General features: G+C 47.4%; 9 protein-coding genes. 4 read left to right on the forward strand and 5 right to left on the reverse strand.

Annotated features, from left to right (window positions below):
- Nucleotides 1–19 precede the first annotated feature (19 nt).
- Nucleotides 20–1228, forward strand: coding sequence for an ammonium transporter (locus tag LG202_RS02795; RefSeq protein WP_230346896.1), 1209 nt, complete (start codon nucleotides 20–22; stop codon nucleotides 1226–1228).
- Between the two features lie 79 nt (nucleotides 1229–1307).
- Here the strand turns inward: LG202_RS02795 and LG202_RS02800 are convergent, their stop codons facing one another.
- From LG202_RS02800 to LG202_RS02820, 5 genes are all read right to left on the reverse strand, one after another.
- On the reverse strand, nucleotides 1308–4514 hold the full coding sequence (locus LG202_RS02800; protein WP_230346897.1) for a type I restriction endonuclease subunit R: 3207 nt from the start codon (nucleotides 4512–4514) through the stop codon (nucleotides 1308–1310).
- Nucleotides 4515–4853: 339 nt separating this feature from the next.
- Nucleotides 4854–5768, reverse strand: coding sequence for a hypothetical protein (locus LG202_RS02805; protein ID WP_230346898.1), 915 nt, complete (start codon nucleotides 5766–5768; stop codon nucleotides 4854–4856).
- On the reverse strand, nucleotides 5761–6960 hold the full coding sequence (locus LG202_RS02810) for a restriction endonuclease subunit S (RefSeq protein ID WP_230346899.1): 1200 nt from the start codon (nucleotides 6958–6960) through the stop codon (nucleotides 5761–5763). Before LG202_RS02810 ends, LG202_RS02805 begins: the two co-directional genes overlap by 8 nt.
- 97 nt (nucleotides 6961–7057) lie before the next feature.
- Complete coding sequence (locus tag LG202_RS02815) at nucleotides 7058–7813, reverse strand: DUF3800 domain-containing protein (protein WP_230346900.1); 756 nt, start codon at nucleotides 7811–7813, stop codon at nucleotides 7058–7060.
- Complete coding sequence (locus tag LG202_RS02820; protein WP_230346901.1) at nucleotides 7810–9351, reverse strand: type I restriction-modification system subunit M; 1542 nt, start codon at nucleotides 9349–9351, stop codon at nucleotides 7810–7812. The genes LG202_RS02815 and LG202_RS02820 overlap by 4 nt, the downstream gene beginning before the upstream one ends.
- A 191-nt stretch (nucleotides 9352–9542) precedes the next feature.
- Between LG202_RS02820 and LG202_RS02825 the strand changes: the two genes are divergently transcribed.
- The 3 genes from LG202_RS02825 to ispF are packed head-to-tail and all read left to right on the forward strand — an operon-like array spanning nucleotide 9543 to nucleotide 11149.
- Nucleotides 9543–9923 carry a YbaN family protein gene (locus LG202_RS02825; RefSeq protein ID WP_230346902.1) on the forward strand — a complete coding sequence of 127 codons (381 nt, stop codon included), beginning with the start codon at nucleotides 9543–9545 and terminating at the stop codon, nucleotides 9921–9923.
- Between the two features lie 48 nt (nucleotides 9924–9971).
- Nucleotides 9972–10670: a 2-C-methyl-D-erythritol 4-phosphate cytidylyltransferase gene (ispD, locus tag LG202_RS02830; RefSeq protein ID WP_230346903.1), complete on the forward strand. Its 699-nt coding sequence runs from the start codon at nucleotides 9972–9974 to the stop codon at nucleotides 10668–10670.
- Nucleotides 10667–11149, forward strand: a complete 483-nt coding sequence (gene ispF, locus LG202_RS02835) for a 2-C-methyl-D-erythritol 2,4-cyclodiphosphate synthase (RefSeq protein WP_230346904.1) — start codon at nucleotides 10667–10669, stop codon at nucleotides 11147–11149. Before ispD ends, ispF begins: the two co-directional genes overlap by 4 nt.
- The last annotated feature ends 31 nt before the right edge of the window (nucleotides 11150–11180 follow it).

The following is an 11180-nucleotide window of genomic DNA, read 5'->3' on the forward strand; positions in this document are numbered from 1 at the left end:
GATGAATCTAGGAGATAAAATGGATACTACGCAGTCAGGAAATGACGTATTTTTTATATTGCTAGGCGCTATTATGGTGCTTGCCATGCATGCCGGTTTTGCCTTCCTTGAAGTTGGCACAGTGCGCCGCAAGAATCAGGTCAATGCGCTGGTCAAGATCATGGTGGATTTTTCAGTGTCTACCATTGCTTACTTTTTCATTGGTTATAGTGTGGCTTATGGTGTCGGTTTCCTGCAGGGGGCCGAAGCGCTCTCTGCACACCATGGTTATGAGTTGGTGAAGTTCTTTTTCCTGCTGACGTTTGCCGCTGCTATTCCTGCCATTATTTCAGGTGGCATTGCCGAGCGAGCCAGGTTTAATCCCCAATTGGCAGCAACCTTTGCCATTGTCGGGCTGGTTTATCCTTTCTTCGAGGGTATTGCCTGGAACGGTCATTTTGGTTTCCAGGATTGGCTGGAAGCCTCTTTCGGTGCGCCGTATCATGACTTTGCCGGCTCTGTAGTTGTGCATGCCATGGGTGGCTGGATCGCCTTGGCGGCCGTATTGTTACTTGGGCCGCGTATTGGGCGTTACAGCAAGGATGGAAAATTGCACGCTTTCCCACCCTCCAGCATCCCTTTTCTTGCGCTTGGCGCCTGGATACTGACTGTGGGCTGGTTTGGCTTCAATGTCATGTCTGCCCAGACTGTAGATGCGGTCACGGGCCTGGTGGCGCTCAATTCACTGATGGCGATGGTGGGTGGCACCCTGGCCGCCTTGCTGGCAGGCAAGAATGACCCTGGCTTCGTACACAATGGTCCTTTGGCTGGCTTGGTTGCTATCTGCGCTGGCTCTGATGTGGTCAATCCGCTTGGGGCCTTAGTGATTGGTCTGGTAGCCGGGGCAGTATTTGTCTGGACTTTTACCCTGACACAGAACCGCTGGAAGATTGATGATGTGCTGGGCGTGTGGCCTTTGCATGGGATATGTGGTGCCTGGGGCGGTATCGCCGCTGGCATCTTTGGAGCCACTGCACTGGGTGGTATGGGTGGCGTCAGCCTGGTATCACAGGCATTAGGCACTGCACTGGGTGTGGTGGTTGCGCTGGCTGGTGGTTTTATTGTGTATGGCACACTCAAGCTGGTTGTTGGTTTGCGGTTAGATGCCGAGCAGGAATATGATGGCGCGGACTTATCCATCCACAAAATTGCAGCTACGCCTAACCTCGCTGCTGGGCAGGATGAATAGTCACCTGCAGTCATTGTATATATCCGCAAAGCCCTGCTAGGCAGGGCTTTGGGTTTTCTTTTATCAAATTAACGAAATATTAGCGTTGCAACTCAGCCGCAATCAATTCTGCCTGGCGAAGTACTGTTTCAGTTGCCAGAATTTCCATATCAGGTGGATAACCAAAATGACGTAAAGTGCGTTTGACGATCACTTTCAGTTTGGCTTTTGCACTTTCTTTAATGGTCCAGTCTATAGATGCATTTTCCCGTACTTTTTGCAGTAATACGACGGCTAGCTCCCTGAGGTTTTCTTGCTGCATCAGCTCCCGAGCACTATCGTTATTCGCAACAGCAGTATAGAAAGCAAACTCTAGCGGGGTGAGTTTTAAGCGTTCAGCTTCACTATCACCATGTACAATTTCTTTACTGACTTTGATGAGTTCATCCATCAATTCAGCGGCGGTGATAATTTTGTTCTGATAGCGCTTGATGGAGTTCTGCAGCATTTCCATCAAACTGCGGCTTTGAATCAAATTAGTTCTTTCACGAACTTTGATTTCTTCACTAAGCAGCTTTTTTAGCACTTCGAGCGCAATATTCTTGTGCTGATGGTTTTTGAGCTCCAGCAAGAATTCTTCACTCAATATCGAAATATCAGGTTTCTTAATTCCTGCTGCATCAAATACATCAATGACTTGCTCACTGACTAACGCCTGGTCGATTACCTGACGAATTGTGGTTTCAATTTCCTCACTAGTTCGATTTTTTCCAGTGCCATCAAACTTGGCCAGTCTTGCCTTTACTGCCTGAAAAAATGCCACGTCATCTTTTGCATCCATCGCCTGCTCATGTGGAATGGCAATCGCAAAAGCCTGAGAGAGCAGGGTGACTTCATTGAGATAACGCTTTTTGCCATCATCCAGCCCAAGAATATGCTCCTCGGCAGCCAGGATCAGGGATAATTTTTTCGAAGTGTCTGCATGAAAATAAGCCTTGTAATCAAAGCCGTGATATAGGTTGGCGACAACTTCCAGTTTTTCCTGCATCAATTGTAGCGCCTGCTCCTGCGCCACTGCAGGGTCTCCCTTGCCACCTGCATCCGAGTAAAAAGACAGCGCTTGCTTTAAGTCTGCTGCAATACCAAGGTAATCCACCACTAGCCCGCCCGGCTTATCTTTGTAAACCCGATTAACACGGGCAATCGCCTGCATCAGGTTGTGGCCCTTCATGGGCTTGTCGATATACAAGGTATGCATGCTGGGCGCATCAAATCCTGTCAGCCACATGTCACGCACAATCACCAGTCTGAGCGGGTCTTCCGGGTCTTTCATGCGCTCTGCCAATGCACGGCGTTGTTGCTTGGTGGTGTGGTGCTTGGCAAGCGCAGGGCCATCGCTAGAGGATGCTGTCATCACCACTTTAATTGCACCCTGGCTCAAATCATCTGAATGCCATTCTGGCTTGAGCTTGATGATCTCGGCATATAGCGCAGCTGCAATGCGGCGCGACATGCTCACAATCATGCCTTTGCCTGCAAATACCTCTTGCCGCTGTTCAAAATGCGTGACGATATCCCGCGCGATATTCTGCATGCGCCTTTCACTGCCGATTAATGCTTCAATCTGTGTCCAGCGGGCCTTGGCTTGTTCTGTCTCGTTGAGATCATCATTCGCCAGTTCCTCATCCAGATCTGCCACCAGTTTGCGGCCCTCATCTGAAAGCTGCACCTTGGCCAGGCGACTCTCGTAATAAATCCTTACAGTGGCGCCGTCTTCCACCGCCTGGGCAATGTCGTAGATATCCACATAATTTCCAAACACCGCTGGCGTGTTCACATCGGTGCTTTCAATCGGTGTGCCGGTAAAACCGAGGTAAGTCGCATTGGGCAGGGCATCGCGCATATATTTGGCAAAGCCATATACAATTTTCTGACCAATCACCTCACCATCTGCATTTTTATCCTCAACGGTTTTTGCCTTGAAGCCATATTGGGTGCGGTGCGCTTCATCAGCAATGACTACAATATTGCGACGCTCAGACAAGGTTTCATACACATTGCCTGCTTCCGGCTGAAATTTCTGGATAGTGGTGAAAATCACGCCGCCTGAGGCTACTTTAAGCAGCTCTTTCAGTTGTAGCCGGTCTTCCACTTGCCGTGGTTCCTGCCGCAATAGCTGGCTAGATGCTGCAAACGTATCAAACAACTGGTCATCCAGATCATTACGGTCAGTAATCACCACAATGGTCGGGTTGTTCAACGCCAGCACAATCTTGCCGGTGTAAAACACCATGCTCAAAGATTTGCCGCTGCCTTGCGTGTGCCACACCACCCCTGCTTTGCGGTCACCCTTGGGCTGAATGCGTACATCAGGCAAGCCGTAACTGGCTGGCGGCTCCTCAAGCACAGTAGCTGCAGCACTCGCACGCAAGGTCGAGGCCACCGCTGCATTCACTGCATAATACTGGTGATAGGCTGCCAGCTTTTTCACTGTGTTGATGCTGATCTGCTTAGTGACTGGGTCTTCTCTGGATGTTTTTTCAAACACAATAAAATGGCGAATCAAATCCAGCAGCGTAGCCTTGTTCAACATACCCGCAATAAGCGTTTCAAGCTGGCTGGTCAGATGTGATGCATCAGCTGTGCCATCAGCACTTTTCCAGGCCATAAAACGGCTTAAACCTGCGGAAATACTGCCTGCTTTAGCTTCCAAGCCATCAGACACCACCACAAACCCGTTATAGGTAAACAAACTTGGGATGGTGGATTTGTAAGTGCTGATCTGCTGGTAGGCGTTACGGATAGTTGCGTTCTCATCCACCGCATTCTTCAGCTCCAGCACCACCAATGGCAAACCATTCACAAACAAGATCAGGTCAGGCCGCTTGTTCTGATTGCTTTCGATGATGGTGAACTGGTTCACCACCACAAAATCATTATTGCCCGGCTTTGCAAAGTCCAGCAGCCATACCTTGTCACCACGTGTTACGCCATCTTGCTGATAGCTGACATTAATGCCTTCTGTCAGCAGGCGGTGGAAGGCCTCGTTGTTGGCAAGCAATTCAGGTGAACTGATACGTTGAACCGTCTTGATTGCCTCATCCAGAACAGCAATGGGCAGGGAAGGGTTGATGCGGGCAGCGGCATCACGCAAACGCTCCAGCAACAGCACATCAGCAAAGCTCTCGCGCTCGGGTGTTACAGCATCTGGTGCAATGTCCGGGCCATACATATAGTCATAACCCAACGCCTGCAAATGCTCGATGGCAAGCGTTTCAATCGCAGATTCTGTTAATTTTGCCGACATCAAGCATTTCCCAATGTATTAATTTCTTTTTCTAGTGCATTCAAGGTAGGTTTCATCTTATTGGCTCAAAGCCTCCAATGCCTGCACAATCAAGCACAAGTATTTGGTTGGAAAACCTGAGCATACTATTCTGGGCCAAATCTAGAGAGCGGATTGTCAATTTGCTGGCGCGCAAAGTGGCCAGCTAAATCACTGGATGAGAATTTCCACCCCTTGCCGTGGTCATGTGTAAATTAAAGTGCTGATTTATATATGTTTTTTCATATGGTAAATATAAACAAATATCTAGAAAAAGTATAGGATTTTTCTAGATATTTCATTGTACTTATTAGCTTTAATTTATGAATTTCCTTCATCATCTCTATCGAACAATGATTGTTGATCTCTCTTTTCTTTTTTCTTATACCCAAGAGATCTGAGTGTGTAATTTGTCGAACCACTTTCTTTTGTTCCATAAACCTTCTGTACTGAATAACTTCGGCGTTTTTCATCACCAAATTCATCGAAAGTTGTAGTTACCTGTAATAAGCAATTCATTACAAAACCGTTAGCAAACTGATGCTGTCCATTAATAACTTCGTTCTTAAATTTTGCATCTCCCATGCTAAAGTCAATTCTTTGCTCTTTATATGAACCACGCCAGTTAAATGTACCCTCTTTTAAAACAGGAGAAATAATTTCAATCTCTGCATCGTCATCTTCAGTGACTGTTTTATCATCGACCAAAATAAAATCTTTAAATTTGCTTCTTGGTATAACGATCTCTTCAGTTTTCCTGCTCAAGTTTTTGAAACCAACTCTGTCTATTTTCTCGTACCCAAGAATTCTTGAGTAATAGTTTGAAACATGCTTTTTAACCAGTTTGTCCTCTAAGGAATTGGAAAATTTATTTTCATAATCAAGCTCTTTTAATGCATTGTCGAGTTGCAAACCTTTTAGAGTTTCTTCTTTGATTGCGTCATCAGTTTTATTTTTTGTGAAATGGTGCTTTAGAATCTCATTAATTGCGGGTGATAAAAAAATTGCAACTGCACTTAGACTTGGAACTATGAGATTTAATGTTTCAATCAAGCCACCTTCTTTAAATGCCTCTGTTTCAATTTCAGCGGCTGTGCTTGTAAGTTCTAAAATCCTTTTTACCGCTTCTAATAAATCTTTCTCAGCGCGATTTCTAACAAATGCATTCATTGAGTGACTGTCGTCATCAAAGTAATAATGTACTTGAAACTTCTGAGACAGATTTTCTTTAGCCATTTTTTATCCTTATTTCCCCGCTCATTAGTTTGGGAAGCAGATTATCACGGAGATTTTCTAAGGTTTGGATTTGTTCAATGTTCTTAAACTTCTTACTAAATAAGTCCTTGGCAATGTCTGTGAAACTTTCAATTTTATCTTTAGGCGGCAAGAAAAACTCAAAAGCTGGTATAGCTTGTTTGCTTAAATGCAGAACCGTTGATCCATTTGAGTAACCTAAGCAATGCTCTTTAAATTCTCTAGTTCGCATCATTCGGTATAAAAATTCCTTTGATAGCCACTCAAATTTGGATTTAACTTTTACCAAATCCATTGAAATAACCATATGCTCATATCTTACATCGTTAACGACCAACACCGGGTTTCCTATCACTTCTGCATCTTGAGTAATATCGGTGTGCGCCACAACCAAGTCACCTTGAGCCACAATATGCTGCTCCTTAAAGCGTCCAGTAAACTCTTTAAATCCGTCTAATCTAAAGCCACCATTTCTATCAAAGCTTTTTAATGTCACCATCGCAATTTTTGAAGGGTTGAGTTCCGAGCTTTTGTAAGATACGCCATTAAAACACTCAACATATTCACCTAGCTGTACCAAATTCCAATCTTCTTGAGCCTCTTCTAAAAACCACTGTCTAAACAGCGTTTCTGCCATGCATTCTAGGGTGGTGTTTTGGCGGTGGAGCAGGTCGATTTTGTCATCCAAGCTGCTGAGGACTGAGACGATGGCTTTTTGTTCTTTCTTCTCAGTAGGCAGATAAAAAGGTATTGAGGTTAAAGAAGCTTTATTGAGTTTGGGCTGAACAGCACCAGTTATGAACTCATTCAGATCTAGATTTCTGAAGTAATGGATAATTAAATTATTGTGGAAGTCCTTTTTTCCTTTGATAATGTGAGCATGATTATTAACCCAAAATTTACCAGTTGCTTTAAATGCAATGGGAGTATTGCGTGATTTAAGATTTTCACCATCTTCTGAAATCAACACATATTCTCCATCAAAAGTATAATCATCAATATGGTCAACAATCCCTGATGCACCATAGTATGGGTAGATGCCTTTTCTCTTTGCGCGTTGCATGCTACTTAGAGGCACTCTTTTGGTATTGTGAATCTCGGCTAAATCTTCGAGATAAAATTCTTTCCACTCACTCATTGCTTCATCCTCGCCAAGCCCTTGATTATTCTTCATGCTGGTTTATTTAACACTAATTGTTTGTTATAGTACGCCCATGGATTGGGAATGCCCGGTCGGCGGACGTTTTCTGGGAAACTGGAAGCGTCCGTTTTCATTTGGGGTATACCTTAAGCCCATTGATCTTGCCTGATGTATAAATGTGCGGCCTCACAACATCGAATGCCTGATTGGCTATATCCGGCTTGAGTAAGTGGCGAGCCGTAGGGTGTGCGCATAGATCGGCCACCTGGATGCCACTGATGTTATCTTGTTTGCGCCGGAAGCTGATCGGGCAGATGAGTTTCTGAAAACGTTCTGCGCTGTTGTAATAGGTGCCTTGAGTCATCAGTTTATGAAAGCTGGCCCTCAATGCATCGTCTTCTTGCTGGCCCCGAGCTTCAGCAATAACGGGTAGCTGGCTTTCCTGTTGAGCTTCCATAAAGTGCAGTATCCGTTCAAAGCTATATTCAAGCGCTACATCGTAAGGGTTTCTGGCTTCCTTGCCATAGCGTGCAGCATAAGCATTTTTATGGATGGCGGTAATAAATAGGGTAAAGGGTAGTGTAGCCATTAGCTTGCTCAGCTCTGCAAGGAAGCTCTGACGTACACCGGCGTTTTGCAGAATGCTGAAAGGGCCTTCTGCCTTGCGAATTTCACGACTATGCAGGTTGATGCCTTCATGTGCGAAGTAGCGAAGTTTGAATTGTGCCAATGCGGGAATGATCTGCCGGGCATAGGCGTCTCTTTCGACAATCACTGTGCAGAGTAGAAATAACGGAAAATCCTTATCAATTTTGGTGAGTGAGTGGTCTCCGCACTCATCAAAAAATGCAATGAAGCGTGACTGTGAAAGGCATGTATCTGTCATAGCTTCACTCTTGCCAGATTCTCCAGAATTGCTTTGTTTAGTTTTTCTTCTTCAACCAGCTGTGCTTCAAACTCTGCTTTAAGTGCGTTAAAGCGCTCGACAAAGTTAAAGTCATCTTCATCATCGGGCAGACCAACATAGCGGCCTGGGGTGAGCACGTAATCCAGTTCTTTCACACGTTCCAGGCTGATGGAGGCGCAGAAGCCTGCAATGTCTTGGTATTCTCCCTTTGGGTTTCGCCAGTTGTGGTAGGTATCGGCGATTTGTTTTATATCTTCGTGGCTCAGCTCTTTGGTGCGGCGGTTGATGAGGTGGCCGAGGTTGCGGGCGTCTATAAACAATATCTCATTGCTGCGGTTTCTGAATTTGCCATTGGTTCTGTTGCGGCTCATAAACCATAGGGCGGCGGGGATTTGTGTATTGAGGAACAGTTTGGCAGGCAGGTTCACAATGCAATCAATGACGTTGCCTTGCTCAATCAGCGCTTTACGGATTTCACCTTCGCCACTGGTTTTGCTGGTGAGTGCGCCTTTGGCCAGCACCACGCCTGCTTGGCCTGTGGGCGAAAGGTGATAGATAAAGTGTTGCAACCAGGCAAAGTTGGCATTGCCTGCGGGAGGGGTGCCGTATTGCCAGCGGCCATCGTTGCGCAGCAGTTCGCCTGACCAATCGCTGACGTTAAAGGGTGGGTTGGCAATAATGTAATCGGCTTTTAAATCTTTGTGCGCGTCGTTTAAAAAGCTGCCTTCGTTGTTCCATTTCACCTGGCTGGCTTCAATGCCACGAATGGCAAGGTTCATTTTGGCGAGGCGCCAGGTGGTCTGGTTGCTTTCCTGACCGTAGATGGAAATGTCGTTGACCTTGCCCTGATGTTCCACCACAAACTTTTCAGATTGCACAAACATGCCGCCGGAACCACAGCAGGGGTCGAACACGCGGCCTTTGTAGGGCTCCAGCATTTCTACCAGTAACTCAACCACTGAGCGGGGCGTGTAAAACTGGCCGCCTTGCTTGCCTTCTGCCAAGGCAAATTCGCCAAGAAAATATTCAAATACATGGCCCAGCACATCAGCACTGCGGGCTTTGGCTTCGCCCAGGGCTATGTTGCTGATGAGGTCGATCAACTGGCCCAGGCTGCTGGGGTCAAGGTTATCGCGTGCGAACACTTTGGGCAGCACGCCCTTGAGAGAAGCGTTTTCACGTTCAATGGCGTCCATGGCGTCATCCACGGTTTTGCCAATCGTAGGTTGCTTAGCATGGCTGCTCAGGAAACTCCAGCGGGCGGATGGCGGCACGAAGAAGATATTTTCGGCGGCGTATTCATCTTTATCTTCTGGGTCGGCACCTGCATATTCGCCCTCACCGGCCAGCAATTTTGCGTGATGTTCTTCAAACGCATCGGAGATGTATTTGAGAAAGATCAGCCCGAGTACGACATGTTTGTATTCTGCGGCATCAATGTTCTTGCGCAGTTTGTCTGCGGCTTTCCATAAGGTTTTTTCGAGGGATTCTTGTTTGATTTGTTTTTGTTTTGCCATGAGTCCAGATGCTGTTGTCACTAAAAGTTACTGGAGATTATAAGAGATTATGACGGATGGGATATGGGGCAGCTCATCGTGGCCTGTTTAGGTATCAAATGGGAGGGGGGCTTTATCGGGTCAATGATTAGGGTTGGGCGTTTAGCCTGTCGCCGTGGTATCTTCGGATTGTTGTCGATTTCAGGTGTTGTATGCTCAGGCAAACCAAGATTTTGTTATGGCGTTTGTTGGCCATTATTTCATTGATATTGGGTGTGATTGGTGCCTTTCTGCCCATCATGCCCACTGTGCCTTTTGTCTTGGTGGCCGCATGGGCGGGCGGTCATGGCTGGCCTGCGTTGGAGCATTATCTGCTTAATCATCCCAAGTATGGTCACCATATTCGGGACTGGCGCGAGCGCGGTGCAGTGTCGCGCAAAGCGAAGTATATTGCCATTTTTATGATGTCATGCAGTGGCACTGGGTTGTGGTTTTCTCCTGCGCCGCTGTGGGCGAAATGGGGTGTCAGCCTCACCATGGCGACGGTGGCGCTTTGGCTATCATTGCGGCCTGAGCCAGTGCCTTGCAAATAGCCTGCTCCTGCTGCGGCAGCGCGATTTGCCCATGCTAGAATGCCGCCCATGTCGAAATTTCATGTCCTGATCCCCGCCGCTGGCTCTGGCAGCCGAATGGGGGTTACATTGCCCAAGCAATACTTACCCTTGAACGGCAAGCCGCTTATCCATCATGCCTTGTCTCTGTTTGCTGCTGCGCCTCGTATTACCTCCGTGCATGTGGTGATTGCGCCAGACGATGCCTTGTGGACAAAACATGAGGTGGATCACGGCAGCAAGGTGGTGGTGCATGCGCTGGGCGGAGCTACCCGTGCCGCGACGGTGTTGAACGGCCTAGAAGCGATTGCGGGCCAGGTGGCAGAGGATGACTGGATATTGGTGCATGATGCAGCTCGACCTGGCTTGAGCATGGCAATGCTGGATCGCCTGCTGGACAGCTTGCAGGAAGATGCCGTAGGTGGCCTGTTGGCTATACCGCTGGCGGATACACTCAAGCGTGAGGGTGCTGGTCAGCGTGTGGCTAGGACAGAGCCACGCGATGGCTTGTGGCAAGCGCAAACACCGCAAATGTTTCGTTATGCCTTGCTGAAGCAGGCGCTACAGCAAGCTGGTGGTGCGCCGACAGATGAGGCGCAAGCCGTAGAGGCGCTTGGATTTAGTCCTAAGCTAGTGCCGGGCGAACTGCGCAACCTCAAGATTACTTACCCGCAGGATTTGCAGTTGGCCGAGGCGATCCTGCTTGCAGATGCAAGGAGCAATACATGATCAGGATAGGAAATGGGTTTGATGTGCACCAATTGGTAGAGGGGCGCCCGTGCATTATCGGCGGGGTGGATATTCCTTTTGCCAAGGGCCTGAAAGGCCATTCGGATGCGGATGTGTTGTTGCATGCGATTAGTGATGCCTTGCTGGGAGCGGCTGCGATGGGCGATATTGGCAAGCATTTCCCAGATACCGATGATAATTTCAAGGGTGCGGATTCACGCCTATTGCTGCGCCATGTGGTGGCTTTGCTCAAGGTTAAGCATTACAACGTCGTGAATATTGATGCCACCATTATTGCCGAAGCGCCGAAGATGGCACCGCACATTGCGCAGATGGTGCAACATATTGCAGGTGACTGTGATATCCCCGCTGATTGCGTTAACGTGAAGGCGACAACCAGTGAAAAGCTGGGCTTTACTGGCAGAGGTGAAGGTATCGCAGCGCAGGCGGTATGCCTGATTCAGAAGTACCAGATTTGAGTAATTCACTTTATAAAAAAAGCCCATGGTA

It is taken from the genome of Methylobacillus methanolivorans, from assembly GCF_054588515.1.

Coding starts and splice junctions, on each gene's coding strand:
- LG202_RS02800 (WP_230346897.1), bottom strand. CDS start 4,514: ATGTCGGCAAAATTAACAGAATCTGCGATTGAAACGCTTGCCATCGAG.
- LG202_RS02795 (WP_230346896.1), top strand. CDS start 20: ATGGATACTACGCAGTCAGGAAATGACGTATTTTTTATATTGCTAGGC.
- ispF (WP_230346904.1), top strand. CDS start 10,667: ATGATCAGGATAGGAAATGGGTTTGATGTGCACCAATTGGTAGAGGGG.
- LG202_RS02825 (WP_230346902.1), top strand. CDS start 9,543: ATGCTCAGGCAAACCAAGATTTTGTTATGGCGTTTGTTGGCCATTATT.
- LG202_RS02810 (WP_230346899.1), bottom strand. CDS start 6,960: ATGAAGAATAATCAAGGGCTTGGCGAGGATGAAGCAATGAGTGAGTGG.
- ispD (WP_230346903.1), top strand. CDS start 9,972: ATGTCGAAATTTCATGTCCTGATCCCCGCCGCTGGCTCTGGCAGCCGA.
- LG202_RS02815 (WP_230346900.1), bottom strand. CDS start 7,813: ATGACAGATACATGCCTTTCACAGTCACGCTTCATTGCATTTTTTGAT.
- LG202_RS02805 (WP_230346898.1), bottom strand. CDS start 5,768: ATGGCTAAAGAAAATCTGTCTCAGAAGTTTCAAGTACATTATTACTTT.
- LG202_RS02820 (WP_230346901.1), bottom strand. CDS start 9,351: ATGGCAAAACAAAAACAAATCAAACAAGAATCCCTCGAAAAAACCTTA.